The 26,234-nt window shown below is 72.2% G+C and carries 23 protein-coding genes; 7 read left to right on the plus strand and 16 right to left on the minus strand.

Annotated features, from left to right (window positions below; all coding sequences use genetic code 11):
- Positions 1-16 precede the first annotated feature (16 nt).
- The 10 genes from murC to mraZ all read right to left on the minus strand — a co-directional run bounded on the left by murC (position 17) and on the right by mraZ (position 13,231).
- Positions 17-1,549 (minus strand): UDP-N-acetylmuramate--L-alanine ligase, encoded by a 1,533-nt coding sequence (gene murC / locus ACQPYA_RS23020; RefSeq protein ID WP_433529171.1) that lies wholly within the window; start codon positions 1,547-1,549, stop codon positions 17-19.
- Entirely contained in the window at positions 1,546-2,652 is a 1,107-nt protein-coding gene (gene murG / locus ACQPYA_RS23025) for an undecaprenyldiphospho-muramoylpentapeptide beta-N-acetylglucosaminyltransferase (RefSeq protein ID WP_433529172.1), read from the minus strand. Before murG ends, murC begins: the two co-directional genes overlap by 4 nt.
- Positions 2,652-4,070 (minus strand): FtsW/RodA/SpoVE family cell cycle protein, encoded by a 1,419-nt coding sequence (locus ACQPYA_RS23030; RefSeq protein ID WP_433533578.1) that lies wholly within the window; start codon positions 4,068-4,070, stop codon positions 2,652-2,654. The genes murG and ACQPYA_RS23030 overlap by 1 nt, the downstream gene beginning before the upstream one ends.
- Positions 4,071-4,399: 329 nt before the next feature.
- Positions 4,400-5,533, minus strand: coding sequence for a phospho-N-acetylmuramoyl-pentapeptide-transferase (gene mraY / locus ACQPYA_RS23035; RefSeq protein ID WP_433529173.1), 1,134 nt, complete (start codon positions 5,531-5,533; stop codon positions 4,400-4,402).
- The gene (locus tag ACQPYA_RS23040; RefSeq protein WP_433529174.1) at positions 5,530-6,963 is read right to left on the minus strand and encodes a UDP-N-acetylmuramoyl-tripeptide--D-alanyl-D-alanine ligase; all 1,434 of its coding nucleotides are present in this window, start codon (positions 6,961-6,963) and stop codon (positions 5,530-5,532) included. The genes mraY and ACQPYA_RS23040 overlap by 4 nt, the downstream gene beginning before the upstream one ends.
- Positions 6,960-8,519: a UDP-N-acetylmuramoyl-L-alanyl-D-glutamate--2,6-diaminopimelate ligase gene (locus ACQPYA_RS23045; RefSeq protein WP_433529175.1), complete on the minus strand. Its 1,560-nt coding sequence runs from the start codon at positions 8,517-8,519 to the stop codon at positions 6,960-6,962. Before ACQPYA_RS23045 ends, ACQPYA_RS23040 begins: the two co-directional genes overlap by 4 nt.
- Positions 8,520-8,634: 115 nt before the next feature.
- Entirely contained in the window at positions 8,635-10,881 is a 2,247-nt protein-coding gene (locus tag ACQPYA_RS23050; RefSeq protein ID WP_433529176.1) for a peptidoglycan D,D-transpeptidase FtsI family protein, read from the minus strand.
- Positions 10,882-10,884: 3 nt separating this feature from the next.
- Complete coding sequence (locus ACQPYA_RS23055; protein WP_433529177.1) at positions 10,885-11,490, minus strand: hypothetical protein; 606 nt, start codon at positions 11,488-11,490, stop codon at positions 10,885-10,887.
- A complete protein-coding gene (gene rsmH, locus ACQPYA_RS23060) occupies positions 11,487-12,593 on the minus strand; it encodes a 16S rRNA (cytosine(1402)-N(4))-methyltransferase RsmH (RefSeq protein WP_433529178.1) in 1,107 nt (368 codons plus the stop codon). The genes ACQPYA_RS23055 and rsmH overlap by 4 nt, the downstream gene beginning before the upstream one ends.
- A gap of 206 nt (positions 12,594-12,799) precedes the next feature.
- Positions 12,800-13,231: a division/cell wall cluster transcriptional repressor MraZ gene (gene mraZ / locus ACQPYA_RS23065; protein WP_433529179.1), complete on the minus strand. Its 432-nt coding sequence runs from the start codon at positions 13,229-13,231 to the stop codon at positions 12,800-12,802.
- 354 nt (positions 13,232-13,585) lie between these two features.
- Here mraZ and ACQPYA_RS23070 point away from each other — a divergent pair, with 354 nt between their 5' ends.
- Genes ACQPYA_RS23070 through ACQPYA_RS23085 form a run of 4 tightly spaced genes read left to right on the plus strand, consistent with a single transcriptional unit; the run spans position 13,586 to position 16,407 of the window.
- Positions 13,586-14,833, plus strand: a complete 1,248-nt coding sequence (locus tag ACQPYA_RS23070) for a MurT ligase domain-containing protein (RefSeq protein ID WP_433533579.1) — start codon at positions 13,586-13,588, stop codon at positions 14,831-14,833.
- On the plus strand, positions 14,823-15,542 hold the full coding sequence (locus ACQPYA_RS23075) for a type 1 glutamine amidotransferase (protein ID WP_433529180.1): 720 nt from the start codon (positions 14,823-14,825) through the stop codon (positions 15,540-15,542). The genes ACQPYA_RS23070 and ACQPYA_RS23075 overlap by 11 nt, the downstream gene beginning before the upstream one ends.
- Positions 15,539-15,712, plus strand: a complete 174-nt coding sequence (locus tag ACQPYA_RS23080) for a hypothetical protein (RefSeq protein WP_433529181.1) — start codon at positions 15,539-15,541, stop codon at positions 15,710-15,712. Before ACQPYA_RS23075 ends, ACQPYA_RS23080 begins: the two co-directional genes overlap by 4 nt.
- On the plus strand, positions 15,709-16,407 hold the full coding sequence (locus ACQPYA_RS23085; protein ID WP_433529182.1) for a TVP38/TMEM64 family protein: 699 nt from the start codon (positions 15,709-15,711) through the stop codon (positions 16,405-16,407). Before ACQPYA_RS23080 ends, ACQPYA_RS23085 begins: the two co-directional genes overlap by 4 nt.
- A 150-nt stretch (positions 16,408-16,557) precedes the next feature.
- Here ACQPYA_RS23085 and ACQPYA_RS23090 read toward each other — a convergent pair whose 3' ends face one another.
- Entirely contained in the window at positions 16,558-17,811 is a 1,254-nt protein-coding gene (locus tag ACQPYA_RS23090) for a helix-turn-helix domain-containing protein (protein ID WP_433529183.1), read from the minus strand.
- Positions 17,795-17,968 carry a hypothetical protein gene (locus ACQPYA_RS23095; RefSeq protein ID WP_433529184.1) on the minus strand — a complete coding sequence of 58 codons (174 nt, stop codon included), beginning with the start codon at positions 17,966-17,968 and terminating at the stop codon, positions 17,795-17,797. Before ACQPYA_RS23095 ends, ACQPYA_RS23090 begins: the two co-directional genes overlap by 17 nt.
- Before the next feature lie 211 nt (positions 17,969-18,179).
- On the opposite strand from ACQPYA_RS23095, the gene ACQPYA_RS23100 reads away from it, so the two are divergent.
- Positions 18,180-18,869 carry a hypothetical protein gene (locus ACQPYA_RS23100; protein WP_433529185.1) on the plus strand — a complete coding sequence of 230 codons (690 nt, stop codon included), beginning with the start codon at positions 18,180-18,182 and terminating at the stop codon, positions 18,867-18,869.
- A 23-nt stretch (positions 18,870-18,892) separates the two neighbouring features.
- Here the strand turns inward: ACQPYA_RS23100 and ACQPYA_RS23105 are convergent, their stop codons facing one another.
- Both ACQPYA_RS23105 and ACQPYA_RS23110 read right to left on the minus strand, forming a co-directional pair.
- Entirely contained in the window at positions 18,893-19,789 is an 897-nt protein-coding gene (locus tag ACQPYA_RS23105) for an IS3 family transposase (protein ID WP_433529186.1), read from the minus strand.
- Positions 19,786-20,088: a transposase gene (locus ACQPYA_RS23110; protein ID WP_433529187.1), complete on the minus strand. Its 303-nt coding sequence runs from the start codon at positions 20,086-20,088 to the stop codon at positions 19,786-19,788. The genes ACQPYA_RS23105 and ACQPYA_RS23110 overlap by 4 nt, the downstream gene beginning before the upstream one ends.
- 79 nt (positions 20,089-20,167) lie before the next feature.
- Here ACQPYA_RS23110 and ACQPYA_RS23115 point away from each other — a divergent pair, with 79 nt between their 5' ends.
- Complete coding sequence (locus ACQPYA_RS23115; protein WP_433529188.1) at positions 20,168-20,857, plus strand: hypothetical protein; 690 nt, start codon at positions 20,168-20,170, stop codon at positions 20,855-20,857.
- Between the two features lie 51 nt (positions 20,858-20,908).
- On the opposite strand, the gene ACQPYA_RS23120 is transcribed toward ACQPYA_RS23115, so the two are convergent.
- Positions 20,909-22,234: an IS701 family transposase gene (locus ACQPYA_RS23120; protein WP_433529189.1), complete on the minus strand. Its 1,326-nt coding sequence runs from the start codon at positions 22,232-22,234 to the stop codon at positions 20,909-20,911.
- Positions 22,235-22,349: 115 nt separating this feature from the next.
- Here ACQPYA_RS23120 and ACQPYA_RS23125 point away from each other — a divergent pair, with 115 nt between their 5' ends.
- On the plus strand, positions 22,350-22,841 hold the full coding sequence (locus tag ACQPYA_RS23125) for an NUDIX domain-containing protein (protein WP_433529190.1): 492 nt from the start codon (positions 22,350-22,352) through the stop codon (positions 22,839-22,841).
- Between the two features lie 437 nt (positions 22,842-23,278).
- On the opposite strand, the gene leuS is transcribed toward ACQPYA_RS23125, so the two are convergent.
- Complete coding sequence (gene leuS, locus ACQPYA_RS23130) at positions 23,279-26,113, minus strand: leucine--tRNA ligase (protein WP_433529191.1); 2,835 nt, start codon at positions 26,111-26,113, stop codon at positions 23,279-23,281.
- Positions 26,114-26,234: the final 121 nt, after the last annotated feature.

The raw sequence follows: 26,234 nt of genomic DNA on the forward strand, positions 1-26,234 counted from the left end.
CGGGCCGGGCCGGGACTCATTCCGCCGCGGGCGCCGCGCCGTCCACGCCGACGCCGCCGGGGACGGTGCCGCCGATGCTGGTCGCCCCACCGGCCAGACCGCCGGGAACGGTGCCGGCCGGTTCCTGCCGGTCGGTCGTACGCGCGGCCAGCGCGGCCAGCAGCTCGTCACCCATGAGCGAGATCGGCGGAGCGCCCATGGTCACCACGACATCGCCGGGGCGGGCCCGCCGGGCCACCTCCACCGGCGCGGCCTCCCACGAGTCGACGAAGACCTTCCGCTCCGCCGGCAGCGACACCGCCGCCACCAGCGCCGTCGACCCCTCGCCCGGCCCGCGCAGCTCGCCCGGCCCGAAGACCTCCAACAGCACCAGCTCGTCGGCGATCGCGAGGGCCTCGGCGATCTCCGCCTGGAGGTCGCGGGTGCGGTAGAGCCGGTAGGGCTGGAAGACGACGATCAGGCGGCCCTCCCCGGCCACCTCGCGCAGCGTGCGCAGGGCCAGGGTCATCGAGGTCGGGTGGTAGGCGTACTCGTCGTAGACCAGCACCCCGTCGGCGACGCCTTTGCGCTCGAAGCGCCGGCGCACGCCGGGGAAGGCCGCCAGCGCGGCCTCCACCGCCGGCATCGGCAGCTCCAGCAGGTACGCGGCCAGCACCGCCGAGGCGCTGTTGAGCCCCATGTGCCGCCCCGGCACCGGCAGCCGGAACTCGCCAAGCGACCGCCCGTCGATGTGGGCGAGGTAGCGCACCCCGCGGGCCGACGACGCCATGTCGCTCAGCCGCAGGTCGGCGTCGGCCGCCTCGCCGTAGGTGTACACCCGACGTCCCTCGGCGCGCAGGGTGGCCGCCAGCCGCTGCCCGCCCGGGTCGTCCGCGCAGGTGATGATGAAACCCGCCGGGTCGGTGAGCCGGGCGAACTCGGCGAAGGTGGCCTCCAGGTTGGCCAGGTCGCCGTAGGTGTTGAGGTGGTCCGCCTCGATGTTCGTGATGATCGAGACGAACGGGCGGTAGATGAGGAAGGACCGGTCGCTCTCGTCCGCCTCGACCACGAAGTACTCGCCGGTGCCGTGGTGCGCCCCCGAGCCGACCTCGGAGATCTCCCCACCGATCACGAAGGACGGATCCGTCCCGGCCTGCTGGAGCACCATGGTGACCATGGAGGTGGTGGTGGTCTTGCCGTGCGTACCGGCGACCGCCACGGTGCGGCGACCGGTCATCGCGGCCGCGAGGGCCTCCGAGCGGTGCAGCACCCGTAGGCCGCGCTGCCGTGCCTCGACCATCTCCAGGTGGTCGGCGGGAATCGCCGAGGAGTAGACCACCGTGTCGACCCCGTCGAGGTTGGTCGCCTCGTGGGTCATGTGGATCGTCCCGCCGAGCGCCCGCAGGCCGGCCAGGGACGGCCACTCACGCAGCTCGCTGCCGGAGACCGGCAGGCCGCGGGTGAGAAAGAGCCGGGCCAGGCCGCTCATGCCGACCCCACCCACCCCGATCAGGTGGATACGACCCAGGTCCTCGGCGGTCAGGGTGCCGGCCGGGCTGAACGTGGTCATGGGGTCACCGCCTCGTAGACGAAGTTGAGCAGCGCCTCGTCGCCGTCGCGCCGCCCGTACGCGGCTGCGGCGGCGCCCATCGCGTGCAGCCGCTGCGGGTCGCGGATCAGCGGGATCACCGTCCGGTCCAGCCAGTCCGGGGTCAGCTCGCCGTCGTCGACCAGCAGGCCACCGCCGGCCTCGACCACCGGCAGCGCGTTGCGCTTCTGCTCCTGGTTGCTGTGCGGGTAGGGCACGTAGATGGTCGGCAGGCCGATCGCGGCCACCTCGGCGCAGGTCATCGCCCCGCCCCGGCCGAGCATCAGGTCCGCGGCGGCGTAGCCGGCGTCCATCTCGGACAGGTACGGCAGGGTCACGTACGGCACCGGCAGGTCGGTCGGGATCGGCACCGGCTCGTTGCGGGCCCCCATCACGTGCAGCACCTGGATGCCGTTGCGGGCCAGTTCCTTGGCCGCCCCGGCCACCGCCAGGTTGATCGACCGGGCGCCCTGTGAACCGCCGGCGACGAAGAGCACCGGCAGGTCGGGGCGGAGCCCGAAGTGGGCGCGGGCGGCGTTGCGCATCGCCACCCGGTCCAGCCCGGCGATGGCCCGGCGCAGCGGCACGCCGACCACCCGGGCGTCGCGCAGCGACTCGGCCTGCGCCGGCTGGTGCGGGAAGCCGACCGCCACGTGCTTGGTGAACTTCATGCCCAGCCGGTTGGCCACGCCCGGCGGCACGTTCACCTCGTGGATCACGATCGGCAGCTCCCGCCGCCAGGCGGCCAGGTACGCCGGCACCGAGACGTACCCGCCGAAGCCCACCACCACGTCGGCGCGTACCTCGTCGATGACCTTGCCCGCCGCGCGGGCCGCGGTCCACATCCGGCCCGGGGTGCGGACCAGGTTCATGTTGATCGACCGGGGCAGCTGGTAGGCCGGGATGTTCCGCAGGTCGTAGCCGGCCGGCGGGATCAGCTCGTTCTCCAGGCCCTTGGGTGTGCCGAGACAGGTGATCCGGACGCCGGGGTCGTGTCGGCGAAGGCAGTCGGCGAAGGCGAGCAACGGGTAGATGTGCCCCCCGGTGCCACCTCCTGCGAGCACCACCGAACGCAGCGGACCCATCAACGTCTCCTCTCGTCCGCCGACCCGCCGCGACCCCGGTCGTCCCGGGCGCCACGCGGTGCGGCCTGGTCGTCCCTGCGCCGCTTGCGCGCCTGGGGTACGGACCCCCGGGCGGCTGGCGGCGGCGTCGCACGGCGACGCCGGCCGGGAAGCGGCGGCAACGGAGCCCACACTAGTCGGACCCACCGGGCCGGCGGACGGGCATGCAGCGCCCGGGCCGCATCGGGTTCCGCGCGGGCGCAGGAGGCCAGCATGCCGACCGCCGCCAGGGTGACGACCAGGGCGCTGCCACCGACCGAGATGAACGGCAGCGGCACCCCGGTCAGCGGCAGCAGGCCGATCACCCCGCCGATGTTGATGAACGCCTGCCCCACCAGCCAGGCGGTGGCGCCGGCGGCGGCCAGCCGGCGGAACGGGTCCTCGACCCGCCGGGCGATCCGCAGACCGGTGTAGGCGAGCACGGCGAAGAGGGTGACCACCACCACGGAGCCGACCACCCCGAGTTCCTCGGCGATCACCGCGAAGATGAAGTCGTTCTCCGCCTCCGGCAGCCAGTCCCACTTGGTCCGGCCCTGGCCCAACCCGGTGCCGAACCAACCACCGTTGGCGATGGCGTAGCGGGCCTGCACCATCTGGTAGCAGAGGTTGTCCTTGCAGGCGTCGAGCGGCGGCGGGCTGACGAACATGGTCAGCCGCTCCAGCCGGTAGTTGCTCTCGCCCTTGACGCCCGAGCCGGCGCCGAGCGAGGCGACCGCGACCAGCACGCCGATGCCGGCCAGGCCGATCGCGCTGAGCACGGCGAAGACCCGCAGCCGTACCCCCGCCGCCCAGAGCAGGCCGACGACCAGGGCCAGCATGCAGAGCATGCTGCCCAGGTCGTTGTAGCCGACCAGGACGAACATCAGGCCCACCACCGGGAAGAGCGGGGTGGCCAGCTCCCGCCACCAGCCCAACGCCGCGCCCTTGCGGGCGAGCACGTGCGCGCCCCACAGCACCAGCGCGAACTTCGCCAGCTCCGAGGGTTGCAGCCCGACGCCGCCGATGAACAGCCAGAGCAGATCCGCCTCCACCGGGCCGATCTGTGCCGGACCGCCGGTCAGCCGCCCGTACGCCTCAAGCAGGTTCAGCAGCACCAGCAGCACCACCGCGACGGCCAGCGCCGGGCGGCCGAGCGCCCGGAAGGTGCTGGCCGGCAGCCGCTGGCAGGCCCAGAACGCCAAGATGCCGATCACCGCGAAGATCGCCTGCCTGGTCAGCGAGGCCGAGGCGTTGCCGCCCTCGGCGTAGTCGCGCACGCTGGTGGCCGAGAAGACCATGGTCAGGCCGATCAGCAGCAGCAGACCGGCGCTGGCGAGCAGCAGGTGGTAGGAGGCCAGCGGCCGGGACAGCAGTCCCCGCAGCGCGGCCAGCCCGCCCATCGCGTCCAGCCCGCGCCACGGTCCACCGGTCTCCGGTGCCGCACCGGCCGCCCCGGAGCCGGCCGGCCGTACGCCGCCGCTGCCCGACCCGGCGCTGCCCGCCGCGCCCGCGCGCGCGGCCTTGCCGGCGCCGGCCCGCGCCGCAGCAGCCACCGCCGCACCACCGGCACCACCGGCCCGCCGGCCGCCCGGCTCCGAGCCGTTCTCTTCTCGCGCCTCCCCCACAGCGCCATCATCGCCGTTGCCGGGAGCTGGCACCGCCGCTACCGCCCACTCGGCGTGTCGCACTTGCGCCGACCACCCTCCGCTGTCACCCCGCCGCCGGGGCGTCAGCCCATGTTGGCCAGGAAATCGCTGTAGAAGAGGCCCAGGGCGATGGCCACGCCGATGCCGGCGATGATCCAGAAGCGAACCACGATGTTGACCTCGCTCCAGCCGGCGAGCTCGAAGTGGTGTTGCAGCGGCGACATCCGGAACACCCGCTTGCCGGTGGTCTTGAAAGAGATGATCTGGATCACCACCGACATGGTGATGATCACGAAGAGCCCGCCGATGATCGGCAGCAGCAGGACGGTCCGGGTGGACATCGCCATGCCGGCGATCAGGCCGCCCAGGCCGAGCGCGCCGGTGTCGCCCATGAAGATCCGGGCCGGCGAGGTGTTCCACCAGAGGAAGCCGACGCAGGCCCCGGCCGCCGCCCCGGCGATCAGCGCGATCTCCAGCGGATCCCGCACCGTGTAGCAGTAGTTGTTCGGGTTGGCGGTGTACGCCGGGTCGGCGCACCAGTGCCGGTACTGCCAGAACGCGATCACCGCGTACGCGCCGAGCACCATCACCGAGGCACCGGTGGCCAGGCCGTCGAGGCCGTCGGTGAGGTTGACCCCGTTGGTCGCGGCCATCACCACGAAGATGAAGATGACCACCGCACCGATCTTGGTGACGTCCAGCGCCGGGATGTCCCGGATGAAGCTGAGCGTGGTGCTGCCGACGGTCTCGGTGTTGGTCACCGCCCCGGAGGCGTCGGTCATGGTGGACGGGAAGTAGAGGGCGATCACCCCGAACAGCGCGCCGACCAGGATCTGACCCAGCAGCTTGCCGCGCGCGCTCAGCCCGCCGCTGTGCCGCTTGCGCACCTTGAGGAAGTCGTCGAGGAACCCGACGGCACCGGAGAAGACCATCAGCCCGAGCAGCACCAGGGCGGTGATGGTCGGCTCGACCTGGGCGATCTGGGCGTCCGGCAGGGTGGTCAGGGCCAGGTGCCCGGCGACGTACGCGATGACGGTGGCGAGGATGAACACCACGCCGCCCATCGTCGGCGTGCCCTTCTTGCCCTGGTGCATCTGCGGGCCCTCGGCCCGGATCGGCTGACCGGCCTTCAGCCGGGTGAAGACCTTGATCGCGATCGGGGTGCAGAACAGCGAGACGAGGAAGGCCACCCCGATGGCCACGATGACCGCTCTCACGCCGCGCCACCCTCCGCCACCGGGCCGGCCGGCGTACCCGTGCCGTTGCCCGCGGCGTCGGCCCGCAGCGCGTCGGCCACCTCCCAGGTCCGGTACCGGGACCCCTTCACCAGGACGACGTCGCCCGGCCGTAGCTCGCTACGCAGCACCTCGACGGCCGCCGCCTGATCGGTGAGCAGCACCGACTCTCCTCCCCAGTCACCTACCGATGTCGCCCCGTGGTGGATCGGCGCCGCCGCCTCGCCGACCACAAGCAGCCGGTCAACGCCCAGCTCGACCGCGAGCCGGCCCATCTCGGCGTGCCCCTGCGCCTCGAACTCGCCCAGCTCGGCCATGTAGCCGAGCACCGCGACGGTCCGCCGCCCGCGGCCGATGCCGGCCAGCGCACGCAGCGCCACCGCCATCGACGCCGGGTTGGCGTTGTACGAGTCGTCGATCACGGTCACCCCGTCGGTGCGTTCGAAGACGTCCATCCGACGGGTGGAGACCAACCCGAGCGCGCCCAGCGCGATGGCCAGCTCGGTCAGCGGCATGCCCAGCTCCCGGGCCACCGCCGCGGCGGCCAGCGAGTTGGAGACCTGGTGCCGCCCGGTGAGACCGAGCCGCACCGGCGCGCTCCCCTCCGGCGTCACCAGGGTGTACGCGGGCCGCCCCCGCTCGTCCACGGTCACGTCCACGGCCCGCACGTCGGCGTGCGCCGCCTCGCCGTAGCGGACCACCCGGGCCACCGTACGGGTGGCCATCGCGTCGACCAGCGGGTCGTCGGCGTTCAGCACGGCCAGGCCCGCCGCCGGCAGCGCCTCGACCAGCTCGCCCTTGGCCAGCGCGATGTTCTCCTGCGAGCCGAACTCGCCGATGTGCGACACCCCGACGTTGAGCACCACGGAGATTCGCGGCGGCGCCACGTCGCAGAGGTAGCGCACGTGCCCGATGCCCCGCGCGCCCTTCTCCATCACCAGGTAGCGGGTGGTCGGCCCGGCCTGCAACGCCGTGTACGGGTGCCCCAGCTCGTTGTTGAACGACCCGGGCGGCGCCACCGTCTCCCCGAGCCGCGCGGTGAGCTGGGCGATCAGGTCCTTGGTGGTGGTCTTGCCGGAGGAACCGGTCAACCCGATCACGGTCAGCCCGGGCAGCCGGTCCACCACCGCGCGGGCCAGCCGACCCATCGCGGCCAGCGGGTCGGCGACGATGATCATCGGCACTCCGGGCACCTCGCGGGTGCCCAGCACCGCCACCGCGCCGGTGTCGACCGCCGCGGCGGCGTAGTCGTGCCCGTCCACCTTCGCCCCGTCGAAGGCGACGAAGAGGCCGCCCGGGGTGACCTTGCGGGAGTCGAACTCCACGCCCGCGGTGATCCGCGCGGCGGGGTCGGCGGCGACCAGCCGACCGTCGACGGCCGACGCGACCTCGGCCAGGCTCAGCGCGATCACTGCTGGCCCGCCAGGTTCCCGAAGCGGATCCGCAGCGCGTCGGCCAGCTCGGTCACGTCGTCGAACGGATGCACCACACCGGCGACCTCCTGACCGCGTTCGTGCCCCTTGCCGAGGACCGCCACCACGTCGCCCGGCGCGGCCAGCCGGACCGCCTCGTCGATCGCCGCGCGGCGGCCGGCCACCTCCAGCACCCGGTCCGACGCCGCGGCCCGGTACGCGCCGGCGAGCACCTCGGCGCGGATCGCCCCGGGCTCCTCGGTACGCGGATTGTCGTCGGTCACCACCACCACGTCGGCTCCCTCCGCTGCGGCGGCGCCCATCACCGGCCGCTTGCCCCGATCCCGGTCGCCGCCGGCGCCGATCACGCAGATCAGCCGGCCGGCGCTGAGTTCCCGCAGCGCGGCCAGCACGGCCACCACGGCGTCCGGCTTGTGCGCGTAGTCGACCACCCCGCGCACCCCGCCGGCCACGCCCACCGACTCCAGCCGGCCGGGCACCCCGCCGCAGGCGGCCACGCCCTCGGCCGCGGTCACCGGGTCGACCCCGGCCGCGACCAGGGTGGCGATGGCCAGCAGGGCGTTCGCCACGTTGTGTCGGCCGGGCAGCGCCACCCCGGCGGGCAGCACCAGCCCGTCCGGGCCGTGCGCGGTGAAGCGCTGGGCGTACCCCTCGCCGTCGACGTCCCCGGCCCACCAGGTGGCGGCCCGGTCGCCGGCCGCCGAGAAGCTCACCGTGGCCGGCTTGAACAGCGCCTTCAGCGCCGGGTCGTCGTAGTTGAGCACCTCGACGGCGCAGCGGCCGTCGAAGAGCCGCGCCTTGGCGGCGAAGTAGTCCGCGGAGTCGGCGTGGAAGTCGAGGTGATCCGAGCCGAAGTTGGTCCAGCCGCCCACGGTGAAGCGCACCCCGCCGACCCGGCCCATGGCCAGGGCGTGGCTGGAGACCTCCATGACCACCGCGGTGACCCCGCGCTCGCGGGCGGCGGCCAGCATCGCGTGCAGGTCGGTGGCCTCGGGCGTGGTCCGGACGCTCTCCACCACCAGGTCGCCGAGGCGGGTCTCCACGGTGCCGATCAGGCCGGTGGTGTGGCCGGCCGCGCGCAGCCCCGACTCGATCAGGTAGGCGGTGGAGGTCTTGCCGGCGGTGCCGGTCACCCCGATCACGGTCAGCTGCGCGGTCGGGTCGCCGTAGACGGCCGAGGCGAGCGTGCCGAGCACCGCGCGGGGGTCGGCGACCACCAGGGCCGGCAGCCCGCTGGCGGCGGCCAGCTCGACGCCGGCCGGGTCGGTCAGCACGGCGACCGCGCCGGCCGCCGCCGCGTCGACGGCGAACTCCGCGCCGTGCCGGCGGGCGCCGGGCAGGGCCGCGTACAGATCGCCGGGGTGGACCTCCTGGCTCGCGTGGGTCACCCCGGTCACCACCGGATCACCGCTGGTAGGAGTCGCCACGACGAGCCGGGCGGCCAGTTCACCGAGCCGGTTTCCGGTCACGGTACGGGGACGAGGATTGCCGCGCACGGCGTCAGACCCTACCCGGTCGCCCGGTCCGGGCCGCACGGCGCGCCTGAATCTCCGCCACAGGGAGTCAATCCCCAGCTCCCGCCCTTGGAGACTGTCGGGTGACCGCCCGCTTGGACTCCGCCTCGCTCGCCCCGGTCTTCCCGACGGTCGCTTACGGGAAGACCGTGAACTTCGGCGCGGGCTCGCTCGACGGCGGCACCTTGAAGTGCCGGAGGGTGAAGGTCATCATCTCCTGGAACGCCGGTGCCGCGACCGTGCCACCACCGCCGTTGGGGCTGTGCACGAAGACCGCGATCACGTACCGCGGGTTCTCCGCCGGCGCCATCCCGATGAACGAGCCGACCTCCCCCGGCTGCTTCTTGCCGTCCACCAGCCGCCAGCCGGTGCCGGTCTTGCCGGCCACCCGGTATCCGGGGACCGCCGCGGCGAGCCCGGTGGCGTTCGGCACGGTGGTGACCGCCTCCATCATCGTCCGCAGCGCGGCGGCGTTGGCCGGGCTGAGCACCTGCCGGGTCACCGGCTCCTCGGTCGGGGTGCGCTTGCCCTTCGGGTCGACCACCTCCTTCACCAGGCGTGGCTGGACGTAGGTGCCGTCGTTGGCGATGGCGGCGTAGGCGGCGGCCATCTGCAACGGGGTGGCGTCCACGCTGTGCCCGATCGGCACCGACCCGTGCGACGACTCGCTCCACTCCGACAGCGGGAGCAGCCGCCCGCTGGCCTCGCCGGGCATCCCGACCCCGGTCGCCTTGCCCAGCCCGAACCGCTGCTGGTAGTCGATCAGGCGCTCCGGGCCGAGGGCGTCGCCGATCTGGATGGTGCCGACGTTCGAGGAGTGGGCCAGCATCCCGGCCACGCTCATCCGCCGCCCGCTCACCGGGTAGGTGTCGGGGAACCAGGTGTCGCCCTTGCGGATGCCGTTGGCGACCGGGAACGAGGTGTCCGGAGTGATCACCCCCTCCTGGAGCGCGGCCCCGAAGGTGATCGCCTTGTGCACCGAGCCCGGGTCGACCACGAAGCTGGTGGCCCCGTCCTCCCGGTCAACCGGGTCGCTGGGCAGCGGCTTCGCCGCGTTGTAGGTGGGATGGCTGGCCTGGGCCAGCACCTCACCGGTACGCGCGTCCAGCACCACCGCGGCGGCGGTGCTGGCGTGCACCTTCGCCACCTGCGTGCTGAGGATCCGCTGGGTCACGAACTGGAGGTCGCGGTCGAGGGTGAGCACCAGCGAGCTGCCGGGCTTGGCCGCGGTGGTGCGGCTGTAGCCGCCGGGGATCGGGGCGGCCAGCTTGCCGAGGCCGACCTCGAACACCCGCTTGCCGTCCTCACCGTGCAGCAGGTCGTCGTAGCGCGCCTCCAGCCCCTCCAGCCCGACCTTGTCCACGCTGGTGAAGCCGATCAGGTTGGCGGCCAGGTCGCCACCGGGCACCTCACGCCGCTCGTCCCGGTCGATGTAGATGCCGCGCAGCTCCAGCGCCATGATCTCGCGGGCGCGGTCGACATCCACCCCCCGGGCCAGGTACTCGAACTGGGAGTCGACGCCGTTGACCCGCTTGCGGGGCTGCATCTTCGCGGCCAGCTCCGAGGCCGGGATGCCGAGCAGCGGGGAGAGCGTCCGGGCGGTCGCCGCGACGTCCTCGACCTTGGTCGGGTCGGCGTAGACGTACCGGGCCTCTACGCTCTGCGCCAGGGTGGCGCCGTTCCGGTCGTAGATCGCCCCGCGCGGCGCGGGCAGCGGCACGGTCCGGAGGCGGTCGGCCATGCCGCCGTCGGCGTACGCGGGGGCGTCCACCGCCTGGAGCGCGACGAGCCGGATGCCGATGACCACGAACATGGCCAGGACCAGCGCGGTGCCCAGCCGCAGCCGGCGGCCCGGGTCGGCGAGCCGGGGTGGGCGGGGTGGCTTGCGGGTGGGTCGACGGCCGGGTGGCCGTTCGCCACGGCGGGGCTCGCGAGCGGCGGCGCGGCGCGGCTCGCGGCCGGCGGCGCGGCGACGCGGCGGGCTCGGTGCCCGCTCGTCTCGCGGGTCCCGCTCGGTGACGGTACGGACCACCGTGGCGCGCCCGGTGCCGCCGTCCCGGCGCGGCTGGCCGCCCTGCCGGTTGCCGGCCCGGGTGGCGGCCGACCGGCCACCGTCGAGCACCTGCAACGCGGGCCGGAACGGGTCCTGTGACCGGCTGCTGCGCGGGGTGCGCCGCTGTTCGGCCCGGCCGGCGGCGGCCGGGGCGGCACCCTCCCGGATGGTCCGGCCCCGGGGGGTGTACGCCCGGGCGTCGGAGATCCCGCCGATGCCCGGCTCGGCGCCACGATCCCCGCCGCGGGGCGGAACGTCACCGGTGCCACGGGACGAACCGCGCCGGGAGCCTGTGGCGTCCCGGCGCGGTTCCTCCGACCTCGGTGGCACGGCCTACCCCTCCGCGCCCTGGCTCGCGATGGACGGCTGCCCGACGGCCGGCTGCGGCACGCCGATCAGCTTGCCGTCCGGCAGCCGGATCAGCCCCAGCTCGCCCGACTCGACCAGCCCCAGCTTGCGGGCGTTGGCGGCCAGGTTGCCCGGCGCCTCGGCGTCGTCGATCTGCTTCCTCAGCTGCTGCTGCTTCAGGTCCAGCTCGGCCTGCTGCTTCTGCAACTCGTTGAGCCGGAACGAGTTCTCGTTGACCTTCGTGTTGACGGCCAGGATGCCCAGCACGCCGCCGACGACCAGCAGCACCACGAGCGCCGCGAAGGGCGCCCGGGGCACCCGCACCGGCGGCGGCGGAGCGACCCGCAACCGGGGCGACTCCGCCCGCTCGGCGGTGCCGGCGTCGGTCCGCTCGACCGGACGCAGCGCGGCGCTGCCCTGGGTCGGAAACTCGCGCGCCCCCCGGGCGCGAGTCTCCGCCAGCCGGCTTACCCGATCCGACCGACCGGTGCCGTCCTCGGTCTCCCTGGCCCGCTCTGCCGCGATCCGGCCCCCCGACCGCGGTGCGCGCTGCCCGACGCCGGCGACGTCCCGGCGCTTGTTCACGTTCATGTTCCCTCCCCCTCTTCGTCCGTGGTGTCCCCCGGCATCCGCCGCGGATCCGGCCCCAATCCCGTGGCCGATCCCGTCCCCGGTTGATGCATTGCCCTGACCCGGCGGCGGTACCGTTCGCGGTCGGTACCCCCCTGTTGCCGGGCCTGCGGGTCGATCCGTTCCGCGGCCCGCAGCCGCACCGAAGCGGCCCGCGGGTTCGCGGCGACCTCCACCTCCCCGGGCAGCTCCGCGCCCCGGCTGAGCAGCCGGAACGTCGGCTCCGACCCGGGCAGTTCGACCGGGAGGTCGACCGGGCCCGTGCTACGGACCCGGCCGGCGAGCGCCTGTTTGGTGAGCCGGTCCTCCAGCGAGTGGTAGGAGAGGACCACCAGGCGACCGCCGATGGACAGTCGGTCCAGAGCGGCCGGCAGCGCCGTCTCCAGCGCCACCAGCTCCCTGTTTACCTCGATCCGTAAAGCCTGAAACGTTCTCTTTGCCGGGTGTCCGCCCGTTCGTCGGGCTGGTGCCGGAATCGACTCCCGAACCAGCTCGGCCAGCCGCGCCGACGAGGTGATCCGGGCGCGCTCCCGCTCCCGGATGATCGCCGAGGCGATCCGCCCGGCGAACTTCTCCTCGCCGTACACCCGCAGCACCCGGGCCAGGTCCGGGTGGCCGTAGGTGTTGACCACCTCCTCGGCGGTCACCCCCCGGGTCTGGTCCATCCGCATGTCCAGCGGCGCGTCCTGCGCGTAGGCGAACCCGCGGTCGGGCGCGTCGAGTTGGAGCGAGGAGACACCGAGGTCGAACAGGACGCCGTCCACGGTCGGATAGCCCAGCCGGTCGAGCACGTCCGGCAACTCGTCGTAGACGGCGTGCTCCAGATGGACGCGGTCGGTGAACCGGGCCAGCCGTACCCGTGCGTGGGCGAGCGCCTCGGTGTCCCGGTCCAGGCCCACCAGGACCGTCTCCGGGTGGGCCTGGAGCACCGCCTCGGCGTGCCCGGCCAGGCCCAGCGTCGCGTCGACGTGGACCGTGCGTCCGCCCCGGCCCAGTGCGGGGGCGAGCAGCTCGAGACACCGCTCAAGCAGCACCGGCACGTGCGTGCCGCGTAGCTCCCCCATGTCGACCCCCCTGGTTGACCCGTTCTCGTTCCCGCGCCCTGCGTGCGACGACGCCATGCCGTCGTACCGCCAGATCCCCATCCGCTCCCCGCCCGCCCGGTGGGCCGGAGCCCGCCGTGTCGGATCGTGCGCCTGGCACCGGGGAAGGGATGCCAGGAACTCGAAAGCGGCTGGAGATCTCGCAGTACGTCGGGCGTCGCCGCGCCCTACAGACCGCCTGGCAGCACCCCTTCCTCGATGTCGGCGAAGTCGTCTTCGCTCTCTGCGAGGTAGGTCTCCCAGGCGACCTTGTCCCAGACCTCCACCCGGGTGCTCGCGCCGATGACCACCAGGTCACGGTCGAGCCCGGCGTACGTCCGCAGGTGCGGCGGGATGGTCACCCGGCCCTGCTTGTCGGGCACCTCGTCGTGCGCGCTGGCGAAGAAGACACGGCTGTAGGCCCGGGCCGCCTTGTGCGTCATCGGCTGCGCGCGCAACTGCTCCGCGATGCGCTGGAACTCAGGCGTCGGAAAGACGTAGAGGCAACGATCCTGCCCTTTGGTGATCACGACACCCCCCGCCAGCTCATCCCGGAACTTCGCCGGAAGGATCAACCGGCCTTTGTCGTCCAGGCGCGGAGTGTGGGTGCCGAGAAACAACGGCCCAACCCCCTCGCCCTTTAGCGGCGTTCGCGCGCCGCTGACCCCCCGGGCCGGTGGGCCCTCCCGGCCTCACCAATGCGCCCCACTCTACTCCACTTCCCTCCACCCGCAACCAGAATCGCCCGCGTGGCGCGCCGTTTCGAGCGGCAAAACCGCACGTCAGCCGGGGTGGAGCGGAGTGGAGGGCGGCGAGCCCGCCGGGCAGGGGTCCGCAATCCGACATAGATCGACTCCGTCCGGACAGCCACCTCCTGCCCGCTCGCCGGGAAAGCCGGGCCGAACGGATCGCCGTCGGCGGCGATCTGACGGGTACCGCGGTCCGGTAACCTCGCTCGCGTGACAGACGCGAAGATGCCCCTACGGGCGAAGGTGGCCAGCTCCGTGTCACGGACCGCCGCGGCGCTGTCGCGGGCCGCGGGCCGTGGCGACGGCTCGGTGATCGGTGGATGGCTCGGTCTGAAGATCGATCCGGAGCTGCTCGCCCATCTCTCCGCCGGGCGGGCCATCGCGCTGGTCTCCGGCACCAACGGCAAGACGACGACGACCCGGCTGGCCGCCGCGGCCGTCGGGGTCCTCGGCCGGGTCGCCACCAACTCGTTCGGCGCCAACATGCCCAGCGGGCACACCTCCGCCCTGGCCAAGGCCGGCAGCACCCCGTACGCGGTGCTGGAGGTCGACGAGCACTACCTGGCGCAGGTGATCGAGGCGACCGAGCCGCACGTGGTGGCGCTGCTCAACCTCTCCCGCGACCAGCTGGACCGGGCCAAGGAGGTCGCCATGATGGCGCAGCTCTGGCGCGCGGCGCTGGTCCGCCATCCGGACATCCGCATCGTCGCCAACGCCGACGACCCGATGGTGGTCTGGGCGGCCACCCCGCCGGCCACCCACGACCAGCGGATCACGCCGCCGCACGTCACCTGGTTCTCCGCCGGGCAGCGGTGGCACGACGACTCCTGGGTCTGCCCCGAGTGCGGCTCGACCATCCAGCGCTCCGGCGAGCAGTGGTGGTGCACCGGCTGCCCGCTGCGCCGGCCCGACCCGCAGTGGACCGTGGACGAGGAGGGCGTCCTGGACCCGACCGGCGCCTGGTACAAGGTCAAGCTCCAGCTCCCCGGCAAGGTCAACGTCGGCAACGCGGCCACCGCTCTCGCGGTCGCCGCCGAGTTCGGCGTACGCCCGTTCGACGCGGTCCCCCGGCTCGGCGACGTCACCTCGGTCGCCGGCCGCTACGCCCAGGTCGAGCGGGAGGGGCGTCTGGTCCGGCTGCTGCTGGCCAAGAACCCGGCCAGCTGGCTGGAGGCGTTCGACATGGCCGAACAGGCACCGACACTGCTCTCCATCAACGCCCGCGACCCCGACGGGCTGGACACCTCATGGCTCTTCGACGTCGACTTCGCCCCGCTGCGCGGACGCCAGGTGCTCATCACCGGCGACCGGGCGTACGACCTGGCGGTCCGGCTGGACGTCAACGACGTGCCGTTCCAGCACGTGCGTACGTTCGACGACGCCATCCGGACGGTGCCGCCGGGCCGGTTGGAAGTCATCGCGAACTACACCGCGTTCCAGGACATCCGAGCGGAGTTGGACCGTGTCAACTGAGACCCTGCGCATCGTCTGGATCTACCCCGACCTGCTCTCCACCTACGGTGACCGGGGCAACGTGCTGATCCTGGCCCGGCGGGCGCAGCAGCGCGGGTTCCGGGTCGAGGTGCTGGAGGTCCGCTCCGACGAGCAGCTGCCCACCACCGCCGACATCTACCTCATCGGCGGCGGCGAGGACGGGCCGCAGGCGCTCGGCGCGCAGCGGCTGCACGCCGACGGCGGGTTGCACCGGGCCGTCGCCCAGGGCTCGGTGGTCTTCGGCGTCTGCGCCGGGTACCAACTCCTCGGCACCTCGTTCTTCGCCAAGGGCACCCAGTACCGCGGGCTGGAGCTGCTCGACCTCAGCTCGGACCGGGGTCCCAGCCGGGCGGTCGGCGAGCTGGCCGGCGACATCGACGCCCGGCTGGGACTGCCGCCGCTGACCGGCTTCGAGAACCACGGCGGCCGGACCCACCTCGGCCCCGGCGTCTCGCCACTGGCCCGGGTGACCGCCGGCATCGGCAACGACGGCACCACCGAGGGGGCGTGGCGGGGCAAGCTGCTCGGCACGTACTCGCACGGGCCGGCGCTGGCCCGCAATCCGGCCCTGGCCGACCTGCTGCTGCGCTGGGCCACCGGCGCGCAGCAACTCCCGCCGCTCGACGACACCTGGTCCGACCGGCTGCGGGGCGAACGCCTGGCCGCGGTGGCCGCAGCCCGCGCGTGACCCCCGCCGTCCGGTTCGGGCTGCTGCGGGCCCGCCGGTCGGGTGCTCCCGGGGCCGCTCCCGCCCGACCGGACCTGTCCTGGCCCGACCAGACCTCGCCCAGACCGTGCCCGGACCTGGCCCGACCCGACCTGGCCCGACCCGGCCAGACCTCGCCCGGCCCGTCGTGAGGCCGGGCAGCGGGCACGGGCCGCTGGTCGCCGTGACGCCGTCGGCCGTCCGGTTCGGGCTGCTGCTGCTCCTGCTCGCCGGGTTCGGGGTCACGCTGCTGCTGGCGCCGCACCCCGACCCGACGGCGCTGCCGCAGTTCGGCGATCGGCTCGGCCGGCTCGCCCCGGTCGCCGGCGTCCTCGGCGGGGCGCTGCTGCTGGTGGCGCTGGTGCCGCGTACCTTCATCACGCTCGCCGCCGGGGCGCTCTTCGGCGCGCTGCCGGGCGCCTTCTACGCGCTGGGCGCCGCGCTGCTGGCCGCGGCGATCGGCTTCACCGTGGGCCGGCTGCTGGGCCGGCAGTTCGTCGCCGAACGCGTCCGCGGCCGGCTGGCCCGACTCGACAACTGGTTCACCCGGCAGAGCATCCTGGGCGTGATGACCGTACGGCTGCTGCCGATCTCCGGGTTCGGCCTGGTCAGCTACGGCTACGGCACCACCGGCGCGCGGATCCTGCCGTTCCTCACCGGCAGCGTCATCGCATCCGTGCCCACCGCATTCGGCTACGCGGCCCTGGGCGCCGCCGTCACCTCCCCCGACAAGATCAACTGGCTGGCCGCCGCCCCCGCCGCCCTCGGCCTGATCGCCGCCGCCGTGCTACTCACCCGCTGGTGGCGCGCCGAGGCACGCCGGCACGCCGCGCAACTTCAGGGATAGTGCTGTATCCCGACCCGGTCGAGGCAGCAGTATCCCTGAAGTTGGGAAGGCCGCCGCCGGAAGGTGGGGCGGCAGGGCGATGACGTGCGGGGGCGCCCCGAGGAGACCGGTCGAGCCTGGATCAAACACGATCTTGGGAGTGCGGCTCCGTCATCGGGTGAGGCCGACCAGGGTGGCGAGGCGCGCCACGCCGGCCGGCGCGGGCCGTCCCCGGGCAATCTCGGCAAGGAGGGTACGCGCCGACGACCGCACCCGAACCTCAGCCGGCGCCACCCCATCCGCGCCCACCAACATCCGCCCCGCCCCGGCCAGATCACCGGCCAACAGGTACGCCCGCGCGGCATCCACCAGGTAGGCACCCCGATACTCAGCCGGCAACCGCCGCCACCCGTCCCGCCGGATCACCATCTCGTGCCGACCAACCGCCTCCGCCGCGTCACCACACTCGACCGCCACCACCACCCGCGCCAAGTCCACCGCCACCGACCCGAAGCACACCCGCCACGGGTCGTCACGAGCGTCGAGCCGATGCGCGAGGTGGGCGGCCCGGTCAAGCAACATCCCAGCCTGCCGGGGCTCGCCGCAACTCGCGGCGGCCAAGGCCGCCTGGAGCAACAGCGTCCCGCCCACCGCCGACTCGTCCGGCAACCCGCCCGACGCCCGCCCCGACACCCCATGCCTCGTCGCCCCGCCCGACGCCCGCCCCGACGCCCCGGGCCTCGCCGTCCCGCCCGGCACCGGCACGAGCCGCCCGGCGGCGGCGACGGTCGCGGCCAACGCCAACCGCTCCCGGCCCGCCGCACGCAACGCCGACCCGAGCGAAATGGCTGCCATACCCGCCAGCACCCGATCACCACCGGCCACCGTCACCGCCCGGTCAGCGGCCAGCCAGGCGAGATCCGGTTCACCCAGCTTCACCAGCACTGACGAGGCGATCCGGTACACCTGCACCAGCAACTCCGGCTCAGCAACGCTGAGCCCTTGCGCAGAGTCCAGCAACCCCGGCAGCGCCCGCACCACCTGCGGATACCGCGCATCCTGATACGTCAACCAGGCATGCCCGACGTGCCGACGAAGCTCAGCCGACGCCACCGGACGCTCCGGCGCCTGAAACACTCCATATCGGGCCAGGGCCGCCCGCACCCCATCGAGGCCGTCCAGCGTCCCCCCACCGGCCGGCGTCGGTGACTGCTGTCCGAGCAGCACCGCCGGGTCGACCCGCAGCACCTCGGCGATCTGCCGGATCACCGAGAACTTGTCCAGTCGGCGGGCACCCCGCTCCACCTTGTCCACCCAGCTCTTCGACTTGCCCAGCCGGTCAGCGAGCGCCTGCTGCGTCATCCGCCGCCGCGCCCGCCACTGCGCCACCCGCCGCCCGATCGGCAGCTCACCCCTGCCGGTCACGCCGCCACCGCCGATCCGGCACCGCCCGGGTTGTCTCCTCCACCGGAATCCGCTCGGCCTCGGCCTGCGCCAGAATCCGCCGCTTCGCCGCCTCCCGCTCAGCCGCCTCCATCCGCTCGCCCCGACTCACCACCGACTCGCCACCCTGGTCCTGCATCCGCACCTCCATCGACAGGGCGATTCGGAGTCACCGCCGCCACCTCTGTCATCAGCGAAGCCGACCGCCGATTGAGGAGCCAGACCGCAGGTCATGTGTGCGCTTGCGCTGTCCCAGCGAGGGTTGCGCGGGGTTGCGTGACAGCACAGCGCATCACAGTGAGCGTCTACGCTCGCAACAGAAAGTAGACGGTATGCCTGGAGGCGCACCCATGCCGCGATCAGTTACGAACACAGCCTTTGCGGCGCTGCTGTCCGCTGCTGGCTACGGCAACGCCCATGGCGCTTTCGCCCGACAACTCAACCACGCCGGCCGTTCACAGGGCAGCTGGCGGTACGACGCCGCCAGCGTCTACTGGTGGCTACGCGGACGTCAGCCAGTCGAGCAGGTCCAAGGCGCGATGGCCGAGATGCTCGCCCGCAAGCTGGGACGTTCCGTCGCCGTGACCGACCTTGGGTTCGTCGCCACCGGTGTACCTGCAAGCATTGTCTACCCGAGATCCGTCGAGCAGGCGATCGAAGCCTCCGAACGGCTATGGAGCAGGTTCGCTCAGCAGTTCAGTTGGCGGAACAGCGGGACCTTCCAGATAGACAAGGCGCTACAGGCCGCGTTGGCCTGGCGATACGATCTGTCCGACGGCTTTGTGGTCCGCACTGGCAGACGGCCGGTCACGAGTGCCGATGTCCAGTCCCTCCACGCCCTCACAGATCACTTCACCGACCTGGACCGCCGTCACGGCGGCGGGTCCCCGCATACGCGGACGATGATGGCCGACTTTCTGGTACGTCAGGTCGGACCCATGCTCCGAGGCACCTACACAGACACCATCGGCCGGGGACTCATGGGCGCAACCGCTTCGCTTTCGGGTCAACTCGCCTTCATTGGGGTTGACCCGGTTTGACGGACAGGGTCGATAAGTTGGTCTCACGCTACCTTGGCGGTTGACCTGCGGGAATAGGTGGTCGCTTCGTACTCTGCCGGGCTCATGTAGTCGAGGGTGGAATGCCTGCGGCGGGTGTTGTACCAGCCCTCGATCCAGTCGAAGATCGCCGCACGGGCGGCGGCGCGGGTCGGCCATGCCCGCCGGTCGAGTAGTTCGGTCTTGATCGTGGCGAAGAACGATTCGGCGACGGCGTTGTCCCAGCACTGACCTCGGTTCCCGACTGACAGACGCACGTGGTGCCGGAGGGCGAGGCGGGCGTACTGGGCGCTGGTGTACTGGCACCCGCGGTCGCTGTGAAAGATCACCGGCCCGGTCGGTCGGCGGGCGGCGATCGCGTTGGTCAACGCCTGGGCGGGCAGGTCGGTGCGCAGGTGCTCGGCGGTGGCCCAGCCGATGACCCGACGCGAGGCGATGTCGATCACCGTAGCCAGGTACAGCCAGCCCTCCCACGTCGGGATGTAGGTGATGTCCCCGCACCAGCGGGTATCGACCTCGCCGGCGGCGACGTCGAAGTCACGACGGATCAGATCCGCCGGCAACACCGCCGCAGGGTCGGGCACCGTGGTGGTGCGCCACCGTTTCGGCGTACGGCCACACAACCCGGCCGTGCGCATCAGCCGGGCGACCCGCTTGCGGGAGTGCCGCCGCCCCTGCGCGGCGAGTTCGGCCCGCACCCGAGGGGCGCCGTAGGCGCCGGCCGAGGCGCCGTGGATGCGTGCGATCCGTTCGGTCAGATCGACGTCGTCACGCTCACGCGTGCACGGGCCGGTGCGGTGTTGGTAGTAGGCGGACCGGGAGACCTCCAGCAGCTCACAGGAACGCTTCACGTTCCCGCCCTGCCGTGCCTTCTCCGCCTCGATGAACGGGTACACGTTCACCGGGTCTCCTTCGCGAAGAAAGCCGTGGCCCGTTTGAGGATGTCGACATCCTCACGCAGCCGGCGGTTCTCCCGCCGTAGCCGCGCCAACTCCTCCCGCTCGTCGCTGGTCAACCCGTCCGACCGGGTGCCGGCGTCGAGGTCGGCCTGCTTGACCCACTCCCGCACCGCGGTCTCGGTCAGGTCGAAGTCCCTCGCGACCTGCGCCACCGTGCGGTCACCCCGCCGGCACACCTCGACGATCTCCGCCTTGAACTCCGGCGTGAACGCCCTGCGCGGCCGGCGTGGTTTCTTGCCCATGCCTTCCATGATGAACATCCTCCCGAGGAGCCCGTAGCCCCTCTGAGCTGGGATGTCCGTCAAACCGGGGCAGGCCCACATGTCGTACGACGCTGGCCAGCACGGCATCGCCCAACAGCACTTCACCCTTGCCCTGAGGCTTGCCAAGGCCGCCGACGATCGCCTCTACGGCGCCCACCTTCTGGCCAATCTCGCCACTCAGGCCGTCTATCTCGGCCACGCACCCAACGCCACAAGACTCGCCGAGGCGGCCATCGACGGAGCGGGCCGTGCGCCCGCCGCCGTCCGCGCCCGGCTCTATACGACCGTTGCCAGCGCGTACGGTCGGTCTGGCGAGAGACGTGCCTGTCAAACTGCGCTCGGTAGGGCCGAACGCGCGATCGATCGAGCAAGCCCGGGCGAGGGCCCGCGCTGGGTCGGATACTTCAGTCCAGCCCACGTCGCCGGCAGTGCCATACGATCCCTCAGCGATCTACGCCTGTACCGGCAGGCGCTGCGACACGCATCTGATGCGATCACCGTTGGCCAACACAACGCGCGAACACGGGTCCTGCACACCGCTCTAATCGCCATGACACACGCCCAAGCGGGCGATGTAGACGCCGCCTGCGCATGGGGCGTGGAGTTGGCAGAGCAGACACCGGCCGTCGATTCTGCCCGGGTGGCGCACCGCGTCCGGGAACTTGCCGCAGCGCTCAATCCCTATCTAGCAAACCCCCAGGTAGCCGACCTGCTTCATGGTCTGAGGAGCAATCTCCGGCGCGAATAGCCGGCGAACATGTACGTACAAGTCGGCTAGTACGGCAGCCGCCATTTGTGATCATGGTTGAGTCTCAAGGTTGAGGCGGCGGGCGTAGTGAGCTCGTCTGGCTCGTGCTTGGTGTCGGCGTCGCCAGTTTGACCAGTGCAAACGGTGGGCGATGCTGTGGGTCGGCCGGATCAGCAGGACGTTGATCAGGCGGCGGATCTCGTTGGTGGTCAACTCGATCATGTTGGGTGGGGCGGGACGGTCCGTTGTTCGGGCGTCGGCGGCGCAGATCGCGAGGACAGCGAGGGCGGCCATCGCCAGGGTGGTGAACCGGTGCCAGGACGTCCAGCGGCGGACCTGGTGCTGGTCGAGACCGGCCTGACCTTTTCCGGCCTGAAAGCCTTCTTCCACGATCCACCGGATTCCGGCTACCCGCACGAGCTGGGCGAGGGTAGCGGAGCCGGGTGTCCAGCAGCGGTAGAAGGCCATCTCGCCGGTGGTGTTGTTGCGGCGGACCAGCAGACTGTGCCGGCCGTCGTCGTCGGGGTCACCGTCGGCGCCGACGTCGGTCAGCCAGGCCCAGTCGTAGAACCGCGGCCCTTTCGATCCGTCGCCGGCGCTGCGCCGGGTCCATGCGGTGGCGGGCAGGTCCGCGGCCAGTCGGTCGGCGCGGCAGCGGGTCTTCCCGCCGTCGATCGGCACGAGGTGATCGCAGGAGACCGCCAGGACGTATCCCAGGCGGAGTTTGCGCAGTGCACTCCGCAGTCGGCTGTTGTTGCCGTAGGCCTCGTCCGCGGCGACCCACCGGGCCGGGACCAGGGCCTTCACCGCGGCGCTGATCATGTCGTCGGCCAGTTCGGATCGGGTGGCGAACACGACATCGTCGGGGACGCCCGCCCGTTCACACCGCTGGCGGTCGTCGGTCCAGGACTTCGGCAGGTAGACCCGCCGGTCGATCAGGGTGTGACCGTGCCTGCTCGCATAGGCCAGAAACACCCCGACCTGGGCATTCTCGATCCGCCCAGCGGTTCCGGTGTACTGGCGCTGGACGCCGACGGTGTGCACGCCCTTCTTCAGATCCCCGGTCTCGTCGACCACCAAGACCCCATCAGGGTCACCGAGCCGGTCGATGACGACCTTCCGCACGTCGTCACGCACCGCGTCCGCGTCCCACTTCGCCCGGTAGAGCAACCTTTGCATCGCGTCCGGCCGGCCGTGTCCGGCCTGCTCCGCCAACTGCCAGCACGTCTTGATCCGCAGGTCGGCGAGCAGCCCGGTGACGAACCCGGCTGCAGCCCGGCGGGGCTCGACCCGGCAGAACCGGCCGGTGAAAGAGTCGATCACCAGGTCGATGGCTCGTCGCCACCGGGCAGGCTCTACGCTGTGGCTCTCGGCCACCGCACGGTCTGATGTTGTGTCCACAACGCACAGACGATCACGCGGTGGCCGTCCTCATTCCCGCGGGATCCGAGGTCACCTCACGAACGGCGGCTGCCGTACTAGCGTCACTGGGGTGACCTGGACGGAACCCTCCATCTGGTACGCCAACCTACCGGCCTTCTACGGCGCCGCAGCCGCCTTCATCACCGACCCGGCTGGTGACGTCCTGCTCGTCAAGCCCACCTACCGTGACCACTGGGCCTTCCCTGGTGGCTATGTCGAGGCGGAGGAATATCCACACCAGGCGTGCTCTCGCGAGGTGCACGAGGAGTTGGGACTCTCCATCGCCGTGGGCGATCTTCTGGTGGTGGACTGGTCGCTTGCCACAGGACCACGGCCACGCGCGCTCGTCCACTTCACCTTTGATTGCGGGGTCATAGCCGGGCTCGGTGGGCTTTGGCTGTCTGGTCGGGAGTTGGAGGGGATGGCCTTCGTGTCGCCACAACGAGCCGAAAACCTGCTTCCCTCCAACGTCGCCCCACGGGTGCCGGCCGCGATACGGGCCCGTAGCGGACGCACTCCGGTGTACCTCGCCGGCGGGCTCGCACATCCCCCAGCCGCGTAGGCGTCCTCGCTCCCGGAACAAGTGGGAACGTACGCCTATCGCCTGTGGGACAAGGCAATCACCAGCACAGGGAGCAGATGAGCGACGACCACGAGGCCGCCAGCGCCCATCGCCTCGCCGACGCCGCACTCGCCGGGCAATCTCTGGCCTGGCTCAACCCGCCCACGCGGTGGGGCGTCGCCGGGGCTTAGGCGACCACCGTGCAGGCAGCGCGAACGGCTCGCCGCATCCCGCTCCATGGTCGTGCTCGATCCGGGATCGAGTGGCCTCGCTGGCACGAGGATGCCACGCAATCCGGGATCGAGCACGACCTTGCGGGACGTTTCCGGGGCGTCCCAGGCGCGTCCCCGAGTGACGCCGTGCGCTGCCGTGCGGGTGTTAAGAAGGGGCCCCTGCTCTACACGAGGCGTTAATAGGGGGCCCCTCCTTACACGCCGTCAGAGTACGACGGAGACCATGCGGCCGGGGATGACGATGACCTTGCGGGGTTCCTTGCCGGCCAGGGTGGCGGCCACGGCCGCCAGCGCCTCGGCCCGTACGGCCTCCTCGGTCGCGTCGGCGGGCACCTCGACCCGGCCGCGGACCTTGCCGTTGACCTGCACCGGGTAGGTGACCGTCTCGGCGACCAGCAGGGCCGGGTCGGCGACCGGGAAGTCGGCGTAGGTCAGCGAGGTCCGGTGGCCCAGCCGCCGCCACAGCTCCTCGGCGATGTGCGGGGCGAACGGGGCCACCATCAGCACCAGCGGCTCGGCCACCTCGCGCGGGGTGCCGGCCAGCCGGGTCACCCCGTTGGTCAGCTCGATCAGCTTGGCGATCGCGGTGTTGAACCGGATCCCCTCCATGTCGCCCCGGACGCCGTCGATCACCCTGTGCAGCAGCCGCCGGGTCGCCTCGTCGGCCGGCTCGTCGGTGACCCGGGACTCGCCGGTCTGCTCGTCCACGATGGCCCGCCAGACCCGTTGCAGGAACCGGTACGAGCCGACCACCGCCCGGGTCTCCCAGGGGCGGGACACCTCCAGCGGCCCCATCGACATCTCGTACACCCGGAACGTGTCGGCGCCGTAGGCGGCGCACATCTCGTCCGGGGTGACGACGTTCTTCAGCGACTTGCCCATCTTGCCGTACTCGCGGTTGACCTGGACGTCGCCCAGGAAGAAGCCGCCGTCACGCTCGGCGACCTCCTCGGCCGGCACGTACGCGCCCCGCGCGTCGGTGTACGCGTACGCCTGGATGTAGCCCTGGTTGAACAGCTTGCGGAACGGCTCGAAGCTCGACACGTGGCCCAGGTCGTACAGCACCTTGTGCCAGAACCGGGCGTACAGCAGGTGCAGCACGGCGTGCTCGGCCCCGCCGACGTACAGGTCCACGCCACCGCAGTCGCCCTCGCCGCGCGGCCCCATCCAGTACCGCTCGTTCTCCGCGTCCACGAACCGGTCCGGATCGGTCGGGTCCAGGTAGCGCAGCTCGTACCAGCAGGAGCCGGCCCACTGCGGCATCACGTTGGTCTCCCGGGTGTAGCGCTTGGGCCCGTCGCCCAGGTCCAGCTCCACCTCGACCCAGTCGCGGCGGCGCGACAGCGGCGTCTCCGGGTCGCTCTCGGCGTCCTGCGGGTCGAAGGTACGCGGGGAGAAGTCGTCCACCTCGGGCAGTTCGACCGGCAGCATCTCCTCCGGCAGCGCGATCGCGGCGCCGTCGGCGTCGTAGACGATCGGGAACGGCTCGCCCCAGTAGCGCTGCCGGCTGAACAGCCAGTCCCGCAGCCGGTAGGTCACCGCGCCCTGACCGACGCCGTTCTCCTCCAGCCAGGCGATGATCCGGGCCTTGGCGTCGGCCACCCCCAGGCCGTCCAGGTCCAGGCCACGCGCGGGCGCGGCGCTGTTGATCGCCGGCCCCTCCCCGGTGTACGCCCTGCCGTCGAAGCCTTCCGGCGGTTGCACGGTACGCACGATCGGCAGCTCGAACAGTTCGGCGAAATCCCAGTCCCGCTCGTCCTGGGCGGGCACCGCCATGATCGCGCCGGTGCCGTAGCCGGCCAGCACGTAGTCGGCGATGAAGATCGGGATCTGCGCACCGGTGACCGGGTTGGTGGCGTACGCCCCGATGAAGACGCCGGTCTTCTCCTTGGTCTCGGCCTGCCGCTCCAGGTCCGTCTTGGCCGCCGCCGACTTGCGGTACGCCTCGACGGCCGCCCGGGGGCTGGCGTGCCCGCCGGTCCACGCCTCCCGGCTCCCCGCCGGCCAGGCCGGAGGCACCAGCGTGTCGACCAGTTCGTGCTCCGGCGCCAGCACCATGTAGGTGGCGCCGAAGACGGTGTCCGGCCGGGTCGTGAACACCCGGATCGGCGCGACGTCGGTCGGGAAGTCGATGTGCGCGCCGGTGGACCGGCCGATCCAGTTGCGCTGCATCAGCTTGATCGGTTCCGGCCAGTCCAGCTTGTCCAGGTCGTCCAGCAGTCGGTCGCCGTACGCGGTGATCCGCATCATCCACTGCTTCAGGTTGCGCTTGAAGACCGGGAAGTTGCCCCGCTCCGAGCGGCCGTCGGCGGTGACCTCCTCGTTGGCCAGCACCGTGCCCAGCCCGGGACACCAGTTCACCGGCGCCTGCGAGACGTACGCCAGGCGGTGGTCGTCGACGATCGCGCGGCGCTCGGCGGGCGACAGCTCGGCCCACGGACGACCATCCGGGGTACGCCGGGTGCCCCCGGCGAACTCGGCGATCAGCTCACCGATCGGGCGGGCCCGGCCGGCCTCGCCGTCGTACCAGGAGTTGAAGATCTGCAGGAAGATCCACTGGGTCCAGCGGTAGAAGTCGGTGTCGATGGTGGCCACCGAACGGCGCTGGTCGTGGGCCAGCCCCAGCCGGCGCAGCTGCGCCCGGTAGCGGTCGATGTTGGCCTCGGTGGTGGTCCTCGGGTGGGTGCCGGTCTGCACCGCGTACTGCTCGGCGGGCAGGCCGAACGCGTCGAAGCCCATCGCGTGCAGCACGTTACGCCCGGCCATCCGCTGGTAGCGGGCGAAGCAGTCGGTGCCGATGTAGCCCAGCGGGTGACCGACGTGCAGCCCGGCGCCGGACGGGTACGGGAACATGTCCAGCACGTACAGCTTCTCCGCGCCGGAGCGCGGGTGGGCCGGATCGGCCAGCGGCCCGGCCGGGTTCGGCGCGTGGAAGCTGCCCTCCCGTTCCCAGAAGTCCTGCCAGCGGCGTTCGATCTCGTCGGCCAGCACTGCGGTGTACCGGAACGGTGGGGTGTCGCTCGTCGCTGCCTCGGTCATGATGGCGTCTCCTCGCGTCGCTCGGCGGAGTCGGTCCGTGCTGGCTGGTCTCGTGTCTCGGGCTGACGGCCCGCCCCGGGCCGGCGGCGGGCACGAAAAAGCCCCTCACGCAGGAGGGGCC

Origin of the sequence: Micromonospora sp. CA-263727, from assembly GCF_050942455.1 — a bacterium.
Classification (GTDB): domain Bacteria; phylum Actinomycetota; class Actinomycetes; order Mycobacteriales; family Micromonosporaceae; genus Micromonospora.

Coding starts and splice junctions, on each gene's coding strand:
- murC (WP_433529171.1), bottom strand. CDS start 1,549: ATGACCACGTTCAGCCCGGCCGGCACCCTGACCGCCGAGGACCTGGGT.
- murG (WP_433529172.1), bottom strand. CDS start 2,652: ATGGGTCCGCTGCGTTCGGTGGTGCTCGCAGGAGGTGGCACCGGGGGG.
- ACQPYA_RS23030 (WP_433533578.1), bottom strand. CDS start 4,070: ATGGGCGGGCTGGCCGCGCTGCGGGGACTGCTGTCCCGGCCGCTGGCC.
- ACQPYA_RS23055 (WP_433529177.1), bottom strand. CDS start 11,490: ATGAACGTGAACAAGCGCCGGGACGTCGCCGGCGTCGGGCAGCGCGCA.
- rsmH (WP_433529178.1), bottom strand. CDS start 12,593: ATGGGGGAGCTACGCGGCACGCACGTGCCGGTGCTGCTTGAGCGGTGT.
- ACQPYA_RS23070 (WP_433533579.1), top strand. CDS start 13,586: ATGCCCCTACGGGCGAAGGTGGCCAGCTCCGTGTCACGGACCGCCGCG.
- ACQPYA_RS23095 (WP_433529184.1), bottom strand. CDS start 17,968: ATGCAGGACCAGGGTGGCGAGTCGGTGGTGAGTCGGGGCGAGCGGATG.
- ACQPYA_RS23100 (WP_433529185.1), top strand. CDS start 18,180: ATGCCGCGATCAGTTACGAACACAGCCTTTGCGGCGCTGCTGTCCGCT.
- ACQPYA_RS23110 (WP_433529187.1), bottom strand. CDS start 20,088: ATGGGCAAGAAACCACGCCGGCCGCGCAGGGCGTTCACGCCGGAGTTC.
- ACQPYA_RS23115 (WP_433529188.1), top strand. CDS start 20,168: ATGTCGTACGACGCTGGCCAGCACGGCATCGCCCAACAGCACTTCACC.
- leuS (WP_433529191.1), bottom strand. CDS start 26,113: ATGACCGAGGCAGCGACGAGCGACACCCCACCGTTCCGGTACACCGCA.